Annotated in this window: 19 protein-coding genes and 1 pseudogene; 9 read left to right on the forward strand and 11 right to left on the reverse strand. The window is 66.2% G+C overall.

Going from position 1 to position 17,234, the window contains the following annotated elements; genetic code table 11:
• Positions 1–103: 103 nt before the first annotated feature.
• From R4P95_RS19170 to R4P95_RS19180, 3 genes are read right to left on the reverse strand one after another with little or no spacing between them, the layout of a single operon-like run.
• The gene (locus R4P95_RS19170) at positions 104–595 is read right to left on the reverse strand and encodes a flavin reductase family protein (protein ID WP_317746253.1); all 492 of its coding nucleotides are present in this window, start codon (positions 593–595) and stop codon (positions 104–106) included.
• Complete coding sequence (locus R4P95_RS19175) at positions 556–1,182, reverse strand: 3,4-dihydroxy-2-butanone-4-phosphate synthase (protein ID WP_317746252.1); 627 nt, start codon at positions 1,180–1,182, stop codon at positions 556–558. Before R4P95_RS19175 ends, R4P95_RS19170 begins: the two co-directional genes overlap by 40 nt.
• A gap of 11 nt (positions 1,183–1,193) precedes the next feature.
• The gene (locus R4P95_RS19180) at positions 1,194–2,399 is read right to left on the reverse strand and encodes an oxidoreductase (RefSeq protein ID WP_317746251.1); all 1,206 of its coding nucleotides are present in this window, start codon (positions 2,397–2,399) and stop codon (positions 1,194–1,196) included.
• Between the two features lie 240 nt (positions 2,400–2,639).
• On the opposite strand from R4P95_RS19180, the gene R4P95_RS19185 reads away from it, so the two are divergent.
• Complete coding sequence (locus tag R4P95_RS19185) at positions 2,640–3,077, forward strand: SRPBCC family protein (protein ID WP_317746250.1); 438 nt, start codon at positions 2,640–2,642, stop codon at positions 3,075–3,077.
• 126 nt (positions 3,078–3,203) lie between these two features.
• On the opposite strand, the pseudogene R4P95_RS19190 reads toward R4P95_RS19185, so the two are convergent.
• Positions 3,204–3,413: pseudogene (locus tag R4P95_RS19190) on the reverse strand (IS5/IS1182 family transposase); the annotation flags it as partial.
• Between the two features lie 166 nt (positions 3,414–3,579).
• On the opposite strand from R4P95_RS19190, the gene R4P95_RS19195 reads away from it, so the two are divergent.
• Positions 3,580–3,807, forward strand: a complete 228-nt coding sequence (locus R4P95_RS19195) for a hypothetical protein (RefSeq protein WP_317746420.1) — start codon at positions 3,580–3,582, stop codon at positions 3,805–3,807.
• A 142-nt stretch (positions 3,808–3,949) separates the two neighbouring features.
• On the opposite strand, the gene R4P95_RS19200 is transcribed toward R4P95_RS19195, so the two are convergent.
• The 6 genes from R4P95_RS19200 to R4P95_RS33620 form a co-directional block, all read right to left on the reverse strand.
• Positions 3,950–4,705 carry a sirohydrochlorin chelatase gene (locus R4P95_RS19200; RefSeq protein WP_317746249.1) on the reverse strand — a complete coding sequence of 252 codons (756 nt, stop codon included), beginning with the start codon at positions 4,703–4,705 and terminating at the stop codon, positions 3,950–3,952.
• 5 nt (positions 4,706–4,710) lie between these two features.
• A complete protein-coding gene (locus tag R4P95_RS19205; RefSeq protein ID WP_213572530.1) occupies positions 4,711–6,027 on the reverse strand; it encodes a sulfate adenylyltransferase subunit 1 in 1,317 nt (438 codons plus the stop codon).
• A gap of 2 nt (positions 6,028–6,029) precedes the next feature.
• Positions 6,030–6,983 (reverse strand): sulfate adenylyltransferase subunit CysD, encoded by a 954-nt coding sequence (gene cysD / locus R4P95_RS19210; RefSeq protein WP_109328997.1) that lies wholly within the window; start codon positions 6,981–6,983, stop codon positions 6,030–6,032.
• Positions 6,980–7,717, reverse strand: a complete 738-nt coding sequence (locus R4P95_RS19215) for a phosphoadenylyl-sulfate reductase (RefSeq protein ID WP_213572529.1) — start codon at positions 7,715–7,717, stop codon at positions 6,980–6,982. Before R4P95_RS19215 ends, cysD begins: the two co-directional genes overlap by 4 nt.
• Positions 7,714–9,441 carry a nitrite/sulfite reductase gene (locus R4P95_RS19220; protein WP_109329001.1) on the reverse strand — a complete coding sequence of 576 codons (1,728 nt, stop codon included), beginning with the start codon at positions 9,439–9,441 and terminating at the stop codon, positions 7,714–7,716. The genes R4P95_RS19215 and R4P95_RS19220 overlap by 4 nt, the downstream gene beginning before the upstream one ends.
• Positions 9,442–9,561: 120 nt before the next feature.
• Positions 9,562–9,663, reverse strand: coding sequence for an Ms4527A family Cys-rich leader peptide (locus tag R4P95_RS33620; protein ID WP_374433888.1), 102 nt, complete (start codon positions 9,661–9,663; stop codon positions 9,562–9,564).
• Positions 9,664–9,814: 151 nt separating this feature from the next.
• Between R4P95_RS33620 and hemW the strand changes: the two genes are divergently transcribed.
• Positions 9,815–11,023, forward strand: a complete 1,209-nt coding sequence (gene hemW / locus R4P95_RS19230; protein ID WP_213572528.1) for a radical SAM family heme chaperone HemW — start codon at positions 9,815–9,817, stop codon at positions 11,021–11,023.
• A gap of 11 nt (positions 11,024–11,034) precedes the next feature.
• Here hemW and R4P95_RS19235 read toward each other — a convergent pair whose 3' ends face one another.
• Complete coding sequence (locus R4P95_RS19235) at positions 11,035–11,352, reverse strand: type II toxin-antitoxin system VapB family antitoxin (protein ID WP_005261240.1); 318 nt, start codon at positions 11,350–11,352, stop codon at positions 11,035–11,037.
• Between the two features lie 245 nt (positions 11,353–11,597).
• On the opposite strand from R4P95_RS19235, the gene hrcA reads away from it, so the two are divergent.
• The 6 genes from hrcA (at position 11,598) to ybeY (ending at position 17,231) form a co-directional block, all read left to right on the forward strand.
• A complete protein-coding gene (gene hrcA / locus R4P95_RS19240) occupies positions 11,598–12,641 on the forward strand; it encodes a heat-inducible transcriptional repressor HrcA (protein ID WP_109335011.1) in 1,044 nt (347 codons plus the stop codon).
• An 89-nt stretch (positions 12,642–12,730) separates the two neighbouring features.
• Entirely contained in the window at positions 12,731–13,879 is a 1,149-nt protein-coding gene (dnaJ, locus tag R4P95_RS19245; protein ID WP_159921475.1) for a molecular chaperone DnaJ, read from the forward strand.
• 2 nt (positions 13,880–13,881) lie between these two features.
• The gene (locus R4P95_RS19250; RefSeq protein WP_317746248.1) at positions 13,882–14,643 is read left to right on the forward strand and encodes a 16S rRNA (uracil(1498)-N(3))-methyltransferase; all 762 of its coding nucleotides are present in this window, start codon (positions 13,882–13,884) and stop codon (positions 14,641–14,643) included.
• A gap of 35 nt (positions 14,644–14,678) precedes the next feature.
• Positions 14,679–15,440, forward strand: a complete 762-nt coding sequence (locus tag R4P95_RS19255; RefSeq protein WP_213572527.1) for an alpha/beta hydrolase family protein — start codon at positions 14,679–14,681, stop codon at positions 15,438–15,440.
• Positions 15,441–15,578: 138 nt separating this feature from the next.
• On the forward strand, positions 15,579–16,652 hold the full coding sequence (locus tag R4P95_RS19260) for a PhoH family protein (RefSeq protein WP_213572526.1): 1,074 nt from the start codon (positions 15,579–15,581) through the stop codon (positions 16,650–16,652).
• A gap of 36 nt (positions 16,653–16,688) precedes the next feature.
• A complete protein-coding gene (ybeY, locus tag R4P95_RS19265; RefSeq protein WP_109329011.1) occupies positions 16,689–17,231 on the forward strand; it encodes an rRNA maturation RNase YbeY in 543 nt (180 codons plus the stop codon).
• Positions 17,232–17,234: the final 3 nt, after the last annotated feature.

A 17,234-nucleotide genomic window follows, 5' to 3' on the forward strand; every position in this document is an offset into this window, starting at 1 on the left:
CTGCGGTGCGGTCGATGACAACCGTCGTGTCGGCCGCCCGCAGGCCTGATGGAACGGTCCACACGCCACGAGTAGGTCACCCTGCGACGGCGGTTGGCGTCGATCATGATGATAATTCGATGGCCGAGGGATGTATGTCGATCGAGCCGTAGGTACGCATGCTGTAGGCCAGGGGTGCGTGCTCCTCGACCGAGCAGTGGGTGACGTAACCGATGATCAAGGTGTGGTCGCCGCAGACGAAGTCAGCTGCGACCGTGCATTCCAGCCATGCTGAGGTGCCTGCCAATCGAGGAAGTCCTCCGTGCAGGTCCCACGCCGTGCCCGTGAACCTGTGCTCCCTGGGCCCTGAGAAGCGCGCTGCACTCTCGTGCTGGTCGACCGAGAGAATGTTGATGCCGAAGGTCTGGGTTCGTTGGACGATGTCGAGCAACGAGGACGCGTTGTCGAGAGCGACCGAGATCATGGCAGGGCGCAGGCTCAGCGATGCCAACGAGCTGACCGTCGTTCCATACGGCGCATCGTCTTCGTACGATGTGATGACAGCGACCGGTCCTGTCACTCGGGCCATGGCGTTCTTGAACAGTGAAAGGTCCATTCGAGTTTCGCACTCCTGAATTCGATGTGTCCGGCCAGTTTCAGCGCCACCGCAGCCGAGCTGAGGGGACTCTTCATCCCGTGGTTCTCGACGCATACGGGAACGAGGTGTCCCGGACGGGTAAAATGGCTCGGTTCGGCCGCCGGATCGAGCAAACGCCGGCTGGTGGTGGCTCGGTCCGACGCAGATATTCCGGTACCGACACCGTCTATCGCATCCACCCCGACGCACATTCGGACGAATCCGCGGTCGAAGGCGTTCATTGGCGGCAATTGCAAGCGCCCACAACGGCTCTCGGGCAAGGCGATCTGGACAAACCCCGAGGTGTGGCGGATCAGGAACGCCATTGCCGCTGTTGTGGCGTTGTGGGCCGCGAGGACGAGGATCCCGTCGCTGCTGGGCCGCGCGACGACCAGCAGACCACCGGACGCCAAATGACTGCTTACACGCGCCCCGAACGCGCGGCGGACGAGGGCTTCACGGTCGTTCGACGCGATCGCCTCTAGTTCCGCGGTGTGGTCGGAACACGGTGCTGGGAAGCTCTGGTCGTCGTGTTCACCTGCGGACGGGTACGCGCGGGCGGACATGGCCGTGCTCGTCAGATGATCGGGGTGATGTGTTCGTGCGCTTCAGCGCCGAGCAACGCTTTCCCGTACGTCTCGATCGATACGCGCGGCAGCATCACTGCATGGCGTGCGCCCACATTGGAATCGCGCCAAATGCGTTGAAGGGCGTTGACCTCTGCGAATGCTCCGGCCCCAGTTGCATCGAGCAACATGTTGAGGGCCTCGTTCACGCTGCGTAGTGCGACAGCTGCATCTCCTCGAACGCGAGCACGGGAGATCACATCCGGATATTCCCCGGCAATCGCCCATCGCTCGACGTCGTCCGCGGCGCGGTAGGCATGAAGATGAGCGGTATCGATCTTCAGGGCAGCCTCTGCCAGGAGCATCTGGAATGCCACCGAATCCGACTGGCGTTCGAAAGTGGTATACGCAAGCGCCTTCTCGCTGGCCTTGGTTTTCACCAAATCCAGTGCTGCTCGTGCCATTCCGAGCTGTGGTCCCACGAGAACCATGACCAGCATGGGGCCGAATGCGGAACGCCCGAATGCGGAATCGGGCCGTTCGGCGATGTAAGACCCGTCCATCATGGGCAACATCGAGGCAAGGCGATGCTCGGGTACGAAGACGTCGTCGGCGACCACGGTGTTGCTGCCCGACCCCCGCATGCCGGCGACGTACCAGGTGTCTTTGATGGAGTAGTCCGCTCGGGGAATCAGCGCCATCGCCTGGTCGATCATGGTGTCGTCCTCGTCCACGACGAGCACACCGCCCGTGCACCAGGCCGAATGCAGACTCGCGGAAGCGTAGGCCCACTCGCCGTCCACGCGATAGCCGCCGTCTACTTTCCGAGCAGTTGCGGTCGGTGTCACGACGCCGGAGATGATGGTGTCCGGTCCGTCAGCGTAGACCTCGGACAGCGCTTCGTCGGAGAAGACTCCGAGTGCCCAGTCGTTGATGTTGGACAGTGTGGTGACCCATGCGGCACCACCGTCGCCTTCGGCGATGGTGGCCGAGACGTCGAGCATGGTGCGCAGGTTGGTCTCGAGTCCCCCGAATCGGGCGGGCGCGGCAACGCGGAATGCTCCGGCTCCCTTCAAGGCATCGACGGTCCCCTCGGACAACCGCCGAGCCGCCTCGTTCTCCGATGCTCCGGCTTTCAGTTCGGGAACCAGGGCGCGAAGATTGTTCAGGACGTCCGCCCCCGTGGCAACCGAGGACGGGTCTGTTGCTGTAGTCATGAGTTCACTTTCGGTTCGGCCGGGCCCGAGCGATGAGAGCGCACTCCGGGATTGGGCGAGTGCCTCGCAGCCGCCGACAGAAACGTCGTCGAACCCGGGGCGGGGTGTGTAGATACCGCTCTGGGTGTGAGTGCGGTGGGAGTCCCACATTAGAAGTTCATTGACTTGGTGTCAACGTTGACTTCGAGTCAACGTTGTGAGGTAGTGGAGGCTGTCATCAGCTGCTGCGAAGGGAACACCATGGCTCCTCCGATCACGATGGAACGTCAATTGCCGGCCTCGCCTGCTCACGTGTGGGCGACCGTCTCCGATCCCACGACGTACGAGCACTGGCATGCGTTGCACTCTGCGTGGGTGGAGGCCCCGCAGGGAGCCATCGAAGTGGGTACTCGAATGGTGGAGAAGGTCAAGATCGCAAACATCACCGATACGATCGATTTTCGAGTCGAGACGTATTGTCCCCCCAGTGATTTGGTCCTGTCAGGCTCAGGTTCCACTGGCTCGAAGGTCTCACTTCGGCTGAGCTGCGCCCCGAATGGTGAGGGCTCCACGATCACCATCGCACTGGACGTCAGCAGCCCACTGCTTTTCGGCCCTATCGGCAAAGCGATCCAGAAGACGTTCAAGAAGCAGCTGACTGCCACGTTGGACGGAATGGCGAAGTACCTGGACGACTGAGAGCGTGTCCCATGTGGTGAGCTTCGTGAAGCAGGTGAGTGCGGCGGCGAGGTGAAGTAAGCCGGCGAAGTGTTCGCCGTGACGCTCGTAGCGGATGGTCACACGCCGGTAGCCGGTGAGCCAGGCAATGGTGCGTTCGATCTTCCACGGGTACTGGCCGAGACGATCGTTTCGCTCGATGCCGCGGAGGGCGATCCTCGGGACGATGCCTCGTTCGAGCAGCCGCCGTCAGTGAATGTCGTAGTCGTAGCCCTTGTCGGCGCGAAACTTTCCCGGCTTGCATCGGCGTGGTCCGCGCCTGGGCTTCGTTGCTGGAATCGCTGCCACCAATGGTTGCGGTGCCGACGCGACGGTCCGCGTAGGAGTGAGAACGGCATAGCGCGGCGGAATTTCACCCGGCGGCGGGGGACGTTGGCCGAGTGGCGCAATGCCAAGGGAGGGCGGTGAAGCCGCGGTGAAGGTTTGTGACGATTGCCTTCGAACAGGTTGATTGACTGACCTGATGGTCACGCAGGTGATCGGTGCGTTCCAGTCCTTCGATCTCATCGCGATGATGACCGGGGGCGGACCCGCCGGGGCCACGACCACGCTGAGCTGGTTCATCTACGACGAAGGCTTCCGCCAGTTCAAGGCCGGATCGGCGGCCGCCGGCACGATGATCATGTTCGTGCTCCTCATGGTCGTCACGGTTGTGCAGATGCGGTTCGTCGAGAAGAAGGTGCACTACTGATGACGACCACGATCGGGCCCCCGCCCAGCCGACGGACACGCCGCCGACGTCCGCCGCCATCCCGCGCACACGCAGGTCTCGGGTCCGCAGCTTCGGCGGCGTCCTAGGCCTCGCTCGCGTCGTCGTGCCGGTCGGCGGGTGCTCAGGCGGACAAGACAGTGCACGTCCGCGACTCGGTGCGCGTGTCCGCATACCGATCGAGCATGACGTCGAGCAGCCGGGAGTGCGGTCCGATGGTGGCGGAGTAGGTGATGTCGCCTGCGCAGGACTCGGCTGCACGGCTCAGCCGGTCGGTGAGCAGTCCGGGGGCGAGGAACCACGGCGCGATCACGATGCGTGACGCGCCTGACGCGTGAAGATGCGCAATCGCCTGCTGCACCGTCGGTTCGGTTGAAGTGGCGAAACAGGTGACAGCGCCGGACCACCGGGTGCCGGCGAGAAGTGCGTCGGCCAGCCTCCGGGTTCGGTCGTTCGCTGCCGGGTCCGAGGAGCCGACCGCCGCGAGGACCACCCCGAGACCGGACTCGTCGGTGGAGCCGCCGGCCTCGACGATCCGGTCACGGACGGCGTCGAGGAGCCGGGGATCATGCCCGAGTACGTCGGCTTGACGGACCTCGAGCCGGGGGTGCCGTCGCCGGGCGGCATCGAGAAGTGCGGGTAGGTCGACCCGGGCGTGGAAGGCAGCGCCCAGCAACATCGGCACGACCACCGCCGAGTCATGACCCTCCGCGGCCACCGCATCGATCACCTGATCGACCGACGGCGCAGTGAGGTCGAGGAAACACAGGCGGACATCGAGGTCTCGACGTCTCTCGCGCAGCGCCGACACGGCAGCCGCCACCACCCGCGCGCTGCGGGGGTCGCGACTGCCGTGTGCGACAGCGATCAGCGGCGTCACTGCACTCAGACGCGCTCGCCGAGCTCCACCGAGGCGATGGCGTCTCCGACGAGGCCTGCGGCGAGCGTGTTGCCGCCGGCCGGGTCGATCAGCAGGAAGCTGCCGGTGTGGCGGTTCACCGTGTAGTCGTCCGCGACGATCGGTTCGGCGACACGCACCGAGATCTTCCCAATCTCGTTGAGCTCCAACGACTCCGGGCTTGGCTCGGAGGTGAGTTCCTGCTCGTTGAGACGCTCGACCAGGGTGCCGACGATAGCCTGGGTGGTGCGGGTGCCGTGCTTGAGGAGCAGGCGCGCCCCGGGACGCAGCGGCTTCTCGGCCAACCAGCACACGGTGGCATCGAACTCACCGAGCGGTTCCGGCGCATCTGCAGGTGAGGCGATGACGTCGCCACGCGAGACGTCGACGTCGTCGGCGAGAACCAGGGTGACGCTTCGGCCTGCGTGTGCGCTGTCGAGTTCACCGTCCGCGGTATCGATCCGGGTCACCGTGGTGCGCACACCGGACGGCAGGATCACCACTTCGTCCCCGGGCTCCACCGCACCTGCCGCGACCTGCCCGGCGTATCCGCGGTAATCCGGGAATTCGGGGGTGCGGGGTCGGATCACGTACTGGACCGGGAAGCGGAGGCCGACCCGGTGCGGTTCGGCGTCCACCGGCACGGACTCGAGGTGCTCGATCAGGGTGGGACCGTCGTAGTACGGCGTGTTGTCCGATCGGACCGCGACGTTGTCGCCGTGCAGTGCTGACACGGGGATCTCGAGGACGTCCTCGGACGCCCAGCCGAGTGAACTGGTGAGCGAGTTGAACTCGGCCGAGATCTCGGCGAACACACTGGCCGGATCCTCGACGAGGTCGATCTTGTTGACCGCCAGCACCAACTTGGGAACCCCGAGCAGAGCCAGAACTGCAGCGTGCTTACGGGTCTGCGAGATCACACCCTTACGGGCGTCGACCAGCAGAATCACCAGCTGCGCGGTGGACGCGCCCGACACGGTGTTGCGGGTGTACTGCACATGCCCGGGGGTGTCGGCCAGCACGAAGGACCGGCGTGGGGTGGCGAAGTACCGGTAGGCGACGTCGATGGTGATGCCCTGCTCGCGTTCGGCGCGCAGACCATCCACCAGCAGCGACAGGTCGGGGGTGGACAGACCCTTGTCGACCGAGGCCCGGGTGACGGCATCGATCTGGTCGGCGAGTACCGACTTCGTGTCGTACAACAGTCGGCCCACGAGAGTGGACTTGCCGTCGTCCACACTGCCGGCGGTGGCAAGCCGAAGTAACTGGGTGCTTCGGGGGCTACCCACGTGGAGGTCGCTCATGATCAGAAGTAGCCCTCTCGCTTGCGGTCTTCCATGGCCGCTTCGGAAACTCGGTCGTCGCCGCGTGTCGCGCCGCGCTCGGTCAATCGGGATGCCGCGACCTCGGCGAGGATCGCCTCGTTGTCGGCGGCGTCGGAAAGGACTGCGCCGGTGGTCGATCCATCACCGACAGTGCGGTATCGCACCGACAAGGTCTGCAGTTCCTCGCCTTCGGTCGGACCGCCCCACACGCCCGGGGTCATCCACATGCCGTCGCGCTGGTACACCGCACGCTGGTGGGCGTAGTAGATGCTGGCGAGTTCGACGTTGTCGCGGGCGATGTAACGCCAGATGTCGAGTTCCGTGAAGTTGCTGAGCGGGAACACGCGGACCTGCTCACCGGGGGAGTGTTTGCCGTTGTACAGGTTCCACAGTTCGGGGCGCTGCTTCTTCGGGTCCCACTGGCCGAACGCGTTGCGCAGCGAGAAGATGCGCTCCTTGGCCCGGGCGCGTTCTTCGTCGCGGCGAGCGCCACCGAAGACGGCGTCGAAACGGTTCTCGGCAATCGCGTCGAGCAACGGCACAGTCTGAAGGGGGTTGCGGATCCCGTCGGGACGTTCGGTGAGGCGACCGTCGGCCAGGTAGTCCTCGACCTTCGCGACGTGCAGGCGCAGGTTGTACTTCGAGACCACATGGTCGCGGAAGTCCAGCACCTCCTGCAGGTTGTGGCCGGTGTCGACGTGCAGCAGGGCGAAGGGCAGCGGTGCGGGCCAGAACGCCTTGATGGCCAGATGCAGCAGCACCGTCGAGTCCTTGCCACCCGAGAAGAGGATGACCGGGCGTTCGAACTCGCCGGCGACCTCACGGAAGATGTGGATCGCTTCCGACTCGAGTGCGTCGAGTGTGTCGAACTGAGTGCCGTTCAACTGCGGGCGAACGCCCGTGTCGGCAACGGAGGTGGAGAAATCGATGCTCATGAGGCGTGCAACCCGCATTCTGTCTTGGCCTTACCGGCCCAGCGGCCGCTGCGCGGATCGCTGCCGGGGGCTGGCTTGCTGGTGCACGGAGCGCACCCGATGGACGGATAGCCTTCGTCGACAAGCGGATTCACGAGAATCGAGTGCTCGTCGATGTAGGCCTGCATGTCTTCGTCGGACCACGCGGCGATCGGGTTGATCTTCACCAGACCGAACGCCTCGTCGAACGAGATCAGCGGCGCGTTGGCCCGCGTGGGGGCCTCGACCCGCCGGATACCGGTGACCCAGGCCTTGTAACCGGCGAGAGTCTTCTTCAGCGGCGCGACCTTGCGTAGTGCGCAGCACCGGTTGGGCTCACGGGCGAACAGATCCTTGCCCTCCGCCACATCCTGCTCGGCCACGCTGGCCTCGGCGCGGGCGTTGATGATGTTGACCCCGTACACCTGCTCCACGGCGTCGCGGGTGCCGATGGTCTCCGCGAAGTGATAGCCGGTGTCGAGGAACAACACGTCCACGCCGGGGTGAACCTGGGCGGCGAGGTGGACCAGAACACCGTCCTGCATGTTCGACGCGACGATGTAGCTGTTCCGATAGCCCGTCGCGTCGCTCGCACCGTCCCCGAACGTCTCTTCGGTCCACTGCAGCAGCTCCTGCGCGGTGGCACCTTCGAGGCTTGCTGCTCCGCGCTCGGCAAGGAGCCGGAGATCGTCGTGTGTGGCTGTGGCGAGATTCATCGTAAGTCTCCTTCGTCAGCTCGAACGACCCATTCCGCGAAGCGCTCACCTTCGTTGCGATGCTTCACGAACTGGCGGACGACGCGATCGATGTAGTCACCGAGTTCGGTGCTGGTGACCTTGTGCTGCCGGAGCTTCCGGCCGAAAGCTGCATCGAAACCGAGGCTGCCGCCGAGGTGGACTTGGAAGCCCTCCACCTGGTTGCCTTCGCCGTCGTCGACGAGCATTCCCTTGAATCCGATGTCGGCGACCTGGGAGCGGGCGCACGAGTTGGGGCAGCCGTTGATGTTGATCGTGATCGGCACATCGAGCTGCGCGTTGATGTCGGCCAGCCGCTGCTCGAGTTCGGGAACCAGCACCTGCGAGCGCTTGCGCGTCTCCGCGAACGACAGCTTGCAGAACTCGATGCCCGAGCAGGCCATCAGGTTCTTGCGCCAGTGCGACGGACGAGCGGGCAGACCCACCTCGTCCAGGTCGGCGATCAGCTGGTCGAGCTTGTCGTCGGCGACGTCGAGGATGATCAGCTTCTGGTAGGGCGTGAAGCGGATCTTGTCGCTGCCGGCGCGTTCGGCAGCGTCGGCGACCTTCGCGAGAATAGTGCCCGACACACGGCCGGCGATGGGCGCGACGCCGACGGCATTGAGGCCGTTGCGGGTCTTCTGCACGCCGACGTGATCGATGGGACGCAGCGGCTTCTCCGGCGCCGGGCCGTCGATCAGCTTGCGCTTCAGGTACTCGGTCTCGAGTACCTCACGGAACTTCTCGATACCCCAGTCCTTCACGAGGAACTTGAGGCGGGCCTTGGCGCGCAGCCGGCGGTAGCCGTAGTCACGGAAGATCGAGACGACGGCTTCCCAGACGTCGGCGACCTCGTCGAGCGGCACCCACACGCCGACGCGCTGCGCGAGCATGGGGTTGGTGGACAGTCCGCCGCCGACCCAGAGGTCGAGGCCGGGACCGTGCTCCGGATGGTTGACACCGATGAACGCGACATCGTTGATCTCGTGGACCACGTCCTGCTGACCCGAGATGGCGGTCTTGAACTTGCGCGGCAGGTTGGAGTACTCGGGCTTGCCGATGTAGCGGCGGACGATCTCGTCGATCGCGGGCGTCGGATCGAGGACCTCGGTCAGCGACTCACCGGCGAGAGGCGAACCCAGCACCACGCGCGGGCAGTCGCCGCACGCTTCGGTGGTCTTGAGACCGACACCTTCGAGGCGCTTCCAGATCTCCGGGACGTTCTCGACCTCGATCCAGTGGTACTGGACGTTCTCGCGGTCCGAGAGGTCGGCAGTGTCGCGAGCGAACTCCGTGGAGATACCGGCGATGGTGCGGAGCTGTTCGACGTTGAGTGCGCCGGCGTCGCACCGCACCCGCATCATGAAGTACCGGGCCTCGAGCAGGTCGATGTTCTCGTCACCGGTGAAGGTGCCGTCGTAACCCTGCTCGCGCTGGGTGTAAAGACCCCACCAGCGCATGCGGCCACGCAGGTCGCTCTTGTCGATGCTGTCGAAACCTTGCTTCGAGTAGATGTTCTCGATGCGCGCTCGGACGTTGAGCGGGTTGTCGTCCTTCTTCGCCTGCTCGTTGGCGTTGAGCGGCTCGCGGTAGCCGAGGGCCCACTGTCCCTCGGCCCGTCGGCGGGTCGGCTTCGCCGTGCGGGTGCGAGTGGGCGCGGGAGCTGCGTCGGTGGCAGCGGGGGAGGCGTCGGTGGTCGACGTCATGGAGCACTCCTGTGTCTCACGGTGCACCGGCTGAGGCCGAGGAGGAACGCTGTTCCTCGCTCGGGGCGTACGAATCCGGCCGGAAGTCGAGAAGAATGATGAACGGGCTGACAGGCTGGTTTACTGCGCGCAGCAGGGCAGACAACAACAGCTGCAGACACGCTTGAGATCGACGTGGCGACGTGCCACCAGTCGCACTCCGGGTCCGGTCATGCGGTCCATTGTGCCACGTCAGATCGCTGACTCCGAGCCGGGGACCGATTTCCACCATTTTTGCGGGAAATATCACGCTTGGGTGCATTTCTTCCGGTCGGTCGGGCGGTGGCCACGTCCCGTGGAATCGCCGCAACGCAACACCGTGGACACTGGAGGAGTGAGCGGAACCAGTACGACCCCCGGCAGTCTGCGCGAGGCGGGCCCATTCGTGCTGCCGGAACGGTCTCTCTCCGGCGTGGGGAGTCGTCCGTTCGGCATCTACATCCACGTTCCGTTCTGCGCCACACGCTGCGGTTACTGCGATTTCAACACCTACACGGCCGGTGAACTCGGCACCTCTGCGTCCCCGCAGTCGTGGATGGAGGGATTGCGCCGCGAACTCGACGCGGCAGCGGAGCTGACCGGGGCGCCGGCCGTCGACACGGTGTTCGTCGGCGGCGGTACCCCTTCACTGCTGGGCGGTGACGGTCTGGCCGACGTCCTCGGCGCCGTCCGCGCGAGCTTCGGGCTGGCCGATGGCGCCGAGGTCACGACGGAATCGAACCCCGAGTCGACATCGCCGGCGTTCTTCGACCGGCTCCGCGCAGGCGGATACACCCGTGTCTCGCTGGGCATGCAGTCCGCGGCCCAGCACGTCCTGAAAGTGCTCGATCGGACGCACACTCCCGGTCGGGCGGTCGCCGCCGCCCTCGAAGCGCGGGCCGCCGGGTTCGAGCACGTCAACCTCGACCTCATCTACGGCACACCGGGCGAACGCGACGAGGACCTCGACCTCTCGCTGGATGCGGTGCTCTCGGCGGGGGTCGACCACGTCTCGGCCTATGCGCTGATCGTCGAGGACGGTACCGCGCTGGCCAGGAAAGTCCGTCGCGGTGAACTGCCGGCACCGGACGACGACGTGCTGGCATCGCGCTACGAACGGATCGACGCCCGCCTCGCCGACGCCGGCCTGACCTGGTACGAGGTGTCGAACTGGGCTGTGAGCGGAGCGGAATGCCGGCACAACCTCGGGTACTGGGACGGTGGTGACTGGTGGGGAGCCGGCCCGGGCGCCCACAGTCACGTCGGGGGCGTGCGCTGGTGGAATGTCAAACACCCGGCCCGCTATGCCGAGCAGCTCGCGGCCGGATCGCTACCGGTCGGCGGAAGTGAACACCTCACCGACGACGATCGCCACCTCGAACGGGTGATGCTGACCGCACGGTTGCGGACGGGCCTGCCGGTAGCCGAGCTCGACGCCGGGGAACGCCGCTCCGCCGATGCGGTAGTGAAGGACGGGCTTCTGCTGCGAGACGGCGATCACCTGGTGCTGACCGATCGGGGACGGCTCCTCGCCGATGCCGTTGTCAGGACCGTTCTCCGGTAGCCGGACCGCGATCAGGCGGTCACGATGCCGGGCATCTCGTCGTAGTCGAACACCCGCGCGTGCAGCACCACCCGGTTTCGCAGGGCCGACCGCACCGCCCGGTGTAGTCCGTCCTCGAGGTACAGCACCCCATGCCACTGCACGGCGTGCGGAAAGAGGTCGCCGTAGAACGTCGAATCCTCGGACAGCAGCCGGTCGAGTTCCAGAACCTTGGTCGTGGTGACGATTTCGTCGAGTCGAACCTGCCGCGGCGGGATCTTGGACCAGTCGCGCAGCGACAAACCGTGGTCCGGGTAGGGCTTGCCGTCCATGACACCTTTGAAAATCATCGCCTCGTCATCCGCCCGTAGTCGTGCCGTGCGCTCATCGACGCCCGAATATCCAGCTGGTCACCGATGCGCGACTTCCGGTCACCACAGTAAGGCCTCGGCGGGTGCGGGCGTCCGGACGATTAGACTGGATCGAGCCGCGATGCACGTGCCTACGCACGGAGCTCAGGGGACGTGAGGGCCTCACCGAACCCGGTTCGGTGAGGGCCGTATTCGTGATGATCGAGAACTGGAGGTGGATGGCGGTGTCGAGTACTGACGACAGACGTTTCGAGGTTCTACGCGCGATCGTCGCCGACTACGTCTCCACACAGGAGCCCGTGGGGTCCAAAGCGCTGGTCGAGCGGCACAACCTGGGGGTTTCCAGCGCCACCGTGCGCAATGACATGGCCTTCCTCGAGAACGAGGGATACATCGCCCAGCCGCACACGAGTTCCGGTCGCGTGCCCACGGACAAGGGTTACCGGCAGTTTGTGGACCGCATCGCCGAAGTGAAGCCACTGTCGACCGCGGAACGGCGCGCCATCCTGGAGTTCCTCGAGTCGGGTGTCGACCTGGACGACGTGCTCCGGCGGGGCGTGCGGCTCCTCGCGCAACTGACGCGGCAGGTCGCGGTTGTGCAATATCCCACACTTTCGGCGTCGAGCGTTCGTCATCTCGAGGTGGTCGCCTTGACACCCGCCCGGCTGCTGCTGGTGTTGATCACCGACTCCGGCCGCGTCGATCAACGCATCGTCGAACTCGGTGACGTCCTCGACGACGAAGACCTCGCACGACTGCGCAGGCTCCTCGGCGGCGCTCTCGAAGGCAAGCGGCTGGCGGCGGCGTCGATCGCCGTGTCGGAACTCGCCGAAGAGGCTCCCGAAGACCTCCGCGACGCGGTGGTCCGTTCGGCCACCGTGCTCGTGGAAACGCTCGTCGAACACCCCGAGGAGCGGCTGGTGCTCGGCGGCACGGCGAACCTCACCCGCAATGCCGCCGATTTCACCGGTATCAGCGGGCTGCCCGGTTCGTTGCGGGCCGTCCTCGAGGCGCTCGAGGAGCAGGTGGTGGTCCTGAAACTGCTGGCCGCCACCCAGGATGCCGGCACCGTCACCGTGCGGATCGGCGAAGAAACACAGGTGGAGCAGATGCGCGGCACCTCGGTCATTTCCACCGGCTACGGCGCCGCCGGCACCGTGCTCGGCGGCATGGGAGTGCTCGGACCCACCCGAATGGACTATCCGGGAACAATCGCGTCGGTGGCAGCCGTTGCCAGATACATCGGCCAGGTACTCGCCGAGCGGTAACCGCCGGACCCATGAGCTCGACGGGAGCCGGGGACGCGAAGACGGATCAATAGCGAGATGACGAAGTAGAGAAGGACGAGAGACTCAACGTGGCACGGGATTACTACGCAACGCTCGGCGTCGACCAGAAGGCGACCGACCAGGAGCTCAAGCGCGCCTACCGCAAGCTTGCGAGGGAACTGCATCCCGACGTGAACCCCGACGAGTCGGCGCAGGCTCGGTTCCGGGAGATCTCGACGGCCTACGAGGTGCTGTCCGACCCGGAGAAGCGGCGCATCGTCGATCTCGGTGGCGACCCGCTGTCCTCCGGTGGTGGTGCGGGTGCCGGCTTCGGTGGCGGTTTCGGTGGCGGCCTCGGCGACGTGTTCGAAGCGTTCTTCGGTGGCGGAGGTGGCGCGGGACGCGGTCCCCGCGGCCGGGTGCAACCCGGAGCGGACTCCCTCCTGCGCACCCGTCTGACGCTGGCCGAATGCGCGACCGGCGTGAGCAAGCAGGTCGCGGTCGAGACGGCGATCCTGTGCGACAGCTGCACCGGCTCCGGCACCAACGGAAACTCCAAGCCCGTGCGCTGTGAGACGTGTGGCGGTGCCGGTGAAGTGCAGTCGGTCCAGCGTTCGTTCCTCGGTCAGGTGATGACCTCCCGTCCGTGTCCGACGTGCCGCGGCGCGGGCGAAACCATTCCGGATCCCTGCCACAAGTGCGGCGGCGACGGCCGCGTGCGCGCCCGCCGCGACATCACCGTCAAGGTCCCTGCCGGCGTCGCCGGAGGTATGCGGATCCGGCTCGCCGCGCAGGGCGAGGTCGGCCCCGGCGGTGGTCCGGCCGGTGACCTGTACGTCGAGGTCGTCGAGCAGGCACACGAAGTATTCGTCCGCGACGGCGAAGATCTGCACTGCACCGTCCGGGTGCCGATGGTCGACGCCGCGCTCGGAACCACGGTCACCATCGACACCATCATCGACGGCCCCAAGGACATCGTCATCGAACCCGGCACCCAGCCCGGGTCGGTGACGGTCCTGCGCGGACACGGCATGCCGAAGCTGCGCTCCGGTGTACGCGGCGACGTGCACGCGCACCTCGAGGTCGTCGTCCCCTCGCGCCTCGACCACAAGGAAGCCAAGCTTCTCCGCGAGCTGCGCGATCTGCGTGACCGGGACGTCGCCGAGGTCGTCTCCACCCAGTCGCAACACAGCGGTGGGCTGTTCTCCCGCCTGCGCGAAGCATTCAGCGGCCGCTGACGGTGGCGGCCACCGTCTTCTTCCTCGACCCCCTGCCCGAGGTCGGGCGGACCGCGGTGCTCGACGGCCCCGAGGGCAGGCACGCGGCCACTGTGCGCCGAATCGGTGTCGGTGAGCGGATCGTCCTCGCCGACGGGCGCGGCGGCCTCGCTGACACCGAAGTCACCGCAGCCGGAAAGGACCGGCTCGAACTCACCGTCCACGAGCGTCGTCAGGTATCTGCAGCGTCGCCCACGGTCACGGTGATCCAGGCACTGCCGAAGGCGGACCGCTCGGAGCTGGCCGTCGAACTCGCCACCGAGGCCGGTGTCGATGCGATCATTCCCTGGCAGTCGTCGCGGTGCGTGGCCAAGTGGGAGGGTCCCAAGGTGGCGAAGGGCGTCGCCCGCTGGCGTAGCGCTGCACTGGCCGCCGCCAAGCAGTCGCGGCGGGCGATCGTGCCCGAGGTGTCGGAGCTGCACCGCACCGCCGGAATGCTCGCCGTCGTGCGTGAGGTGGTCGGCCGCGGCGGAGTCGTCGCGGTCCTGCACGAAGCGGCCACACAGGGTCTCGCCGAACTGCCACTGCGTTCGGCCGCAGAGATTGTGCTCGTCGTCGGACCCGAGGGCGGCCTCGCCGACGACGAGGTCGCCTCGTTGACGGAGGCGGGCGCCGTCCCCGTACTGCTGGGACCGCACGTCTTGCGAACCTCCACGGCGGCCGCGGTCGCCCTCGGGGCCCTCGGCGTGCTCACGGACCGCTGGGGCGCCGCCCCCATCGCCTGACGCTGCATCTTCGTCGGCGATTAATCTGACTGCCCGTGGACCGCATTCGTATCGCCTACGGCACCGAACCGCAGCAATTCGGGCACTTCTACGCCCCCGAGGAGCCGGTCGAGGGTCCCGTCCCCGTGGTGATGGTCGTGCACGGCGGGTTCTGGAGCGGCAAGTACCACCTCAACCTGGGAACGAGCTTCTCGGTCGATCTGGCGCGGCACGGAGTCGCGGTCTGGAACATCGAGTACCGCAGGTTGGGTGCGGGTGGGACGTGGGACGAGATGTCCGTCGACGTCGTCGCCGCGCTGGAGGCAATCGCCGGTCCCGTCGCCGAGCAGTCGCCGGTGGCCTTCGACTTGTCTCGCGTTCGGGTGGTCGGGCACTCGGCCGGGGGACAGCTGGCCGTGTGGCTCGCAGGCCAATCGCACACCGCGGTGCGGCCCGACATGGTGGTGGCACAGGCCGGGGCGCTCGACCTGGCGTCGGCGGGGGAGCGCGGGCGGCGTATCGGGTACATCGAGGACCTTCTCGGCGTTCCCTTCGGCGATGATCCCGAGCGCTACCGCTCGGCGTCTCCTTACCACCGGATTCCGATCGGCATACCGGTCGTCTGCGTGCACGGCACGGAGGACGTGCAAGTGCCTGCGAAGGTGAGTGTGCGGTACAGCGAGGCCGCGCGGGCGGCCGGTGACCCGATCGCGCTGCATGTCGTCGAGGGTGAAGACCACTACGCCTTCCTGAATCCCGAGACCGACTGTTGGAAGATCTCGCGGCATGCGCTGTTGGCCGGTCCGGCCGACCGGTGACGTTTCCCGCCGCTGTCGCCGATCACGCCGGTGTTGTCGCGTAATCGGGTGGGCGCGCTGACCTGCGAGCGATAGACTGCGGAGAGCACGGCGACCGCCGTGAATCGCCGGGAACCGGAAGTAGGCCATATACCTCACGTGAGCGAACAAGACCAGAATGGCGAGACGTTCGGCGCCACGCGCCCGGCGGAACGCACCGTGCGTTCGAGTATCGATCTCCCACCCGAAACGGTCCCGCCTCTCCTCGGTTCTGCCGACGAGAATCTGCGAGCTCTCGAGCGGGTCCTGGATGCAGACATCCACGTACGCGGCAATGCGGTCACACTCACCGGGAAACCCGGGGACGTTGCCCTGGCCGAGCGGGTAATCACCGAGCTCGCCGCCATCGTGGGCCGGGGACAGCCGCTAACACCCGATGCGGTGCGGCGTACCGTCGGGATGCTGACTCAGGGGTTGAGCGAGTCCCCCGCCGAGGTACTCACTCTCGACATCCTGTCGCGGCGCGGCAAGACCATCAGACCCAAGACGCTCAATCAGAAGCGGTACGTGGACGCGATCGACGCCAACACGATCGTCTTCGGCGTCGGCCCCGCCGGCACGGGCAAGACGTACCTGGCGATGGCGAAGGCCGTGCAATCGCTGCAGACCAAACAGGTGTCGCGGATCATCCTCACCCGCCCCGCGGTCGAGGCGGGCGAGCGGCTCGGATTCCTGCCCGGCACGCTGCACGAGAAAATCGACCCCTACCTGCGGCCACTGCACGACGCGCTGCACGACATGATGGACCCCGAGGCAATCCCGAAGCTGATGCAGTCGGGCATCATCGAGGTCGCGCCCCTGGCGTACATGCGCGGTCGCACGCTGAACGACGCCTTCATCATTCTCGACGAGGCACAGAACACCACCGCCGAGCAGATGAAGATGTTCCTCACCCGGCTGGGCTTCGGTTCCAAAGTGGTCGTCACCGGTGACGTCACCCAGGTGGACCTGCCGGGAGGCGCGCGATCGGGCCTGCGGGCCGCCAGCGAGATCCTCGGCGACATCGACGACATCCACTTCGCCGAGCTGAACAGCAGCGACGTGGTCCGGCACCGGCTGGTATCCGACATCGTCGACGCCTACGAGCGTTTCGAGGCGGACCGCGACGGCAAGGTGGAGCTCGGAAACCGCGCACAGCGGAGAGCGGCGCACTCGCGTTCTCCGCGACGGTAGGGTGAGTGTCGCCGGAACCAGGAGGAAGCGACACACATGAGCATCGAAGTCTCGAACGAATCGGGCATGGACGTCTCCGAAGAGGAGCTGATCAGCGTTGCCCGCTTTGTGATCGCACGGATGGATGTCCATCCCGCGGCCGAGTTGTCGATGGTCCTCGTGGACTCGGCCACCATGGCGGACCTGCACATGCGGTGGATGGACCTGCCGGGCCCCACCGACGTGATGTCCTTCCCGATGGACGAGCTCGAGCCGGGTGGTCGGCCGGATGCGCCGGACCCCGGACCGTCGATGCTCGGCGACATCGTGCTGTGCCCGTCCTTCGCAGCGGATCAGGCCGACAAGGCCGGTCACCCGCTGGCCCACGAACTCGCTCTGCTCACCGTCCACGGAGTGCTGCACCTTCTCGGCTACGACCACGCGGAGCCCGAAGAAGAGAAAGAAATGTTCGGGCTGCAGAACCAGCTCCTCGAAGAGTGGTACGAGGACCTTCGCCGCGCCGAACGGGACGCGGCACTCGCTGCCCGCGATCAGAAGTTGCTCGGCAAGGCCGGGTTCTTCGACTCGCCGGATCAGTAACCG

Origin of the sequence: Rhodococcus sp. IEGM 27, assembly GCF_033142305.1 — a bacterium.
Classification (GTDB): Bacteria; Actinomycetota; Actinomycetes; order Mycobacteriales; family Mycobacteriaceae; genus Rhodococcus_F; species Rhodococcus_F oxybenzonivorans.